The following is a 232-nucleotide window of genomic DNA, read 5'->3' as shown; positions in this document are numbered from 1 at the left end:
ATGTTCAACTAAGTACCAATACCAAGCTTCATCTTTAAATTCCACAGATACACGATCATCTTTCACAACAATCTTTAGGCTATCCCTTAAATGCGTTCGCTTGTTTTTATTGGAGGCTTTGATTTTAGGTTTTAATTTACTAGCAAAATACTTGGCTGCTTCATCTAATACATCCAGTTCAACCTTTTTATTCACACGTAATAGCGTATTGATATCTTCTAAAGCTTCAGCA

At 34.1% G+C, this 232-nt stretch carries 1 protein-coding gene; it reads right to left on the bottom strand.

Translation table 11 applies throughout. The features are described from left to right. The coding region (locus tag MR167_RS32405) for an HK97 gp10 family phage protein (protein WP_242316303.1) at positions 1–232 on the bottom strand (232 nt) is incomplete at both ends.

Origin of the sequence: Bacillus cereus group sp. BfR-BA-01355 (genome assembly GCF_022663675.1) — a bacterium.
Taxonomy (GTDB): Bacteria; Bacillota; Bacilli; order Bacillales; family Bacillaceae_G; genus Bacillus_A; species Bacillus_A thuringiensis_S.
Note: the sequence above shows the minus strand (reverse complement) of the source record. Positions and strands in the feature narration are given on the sequence as shown.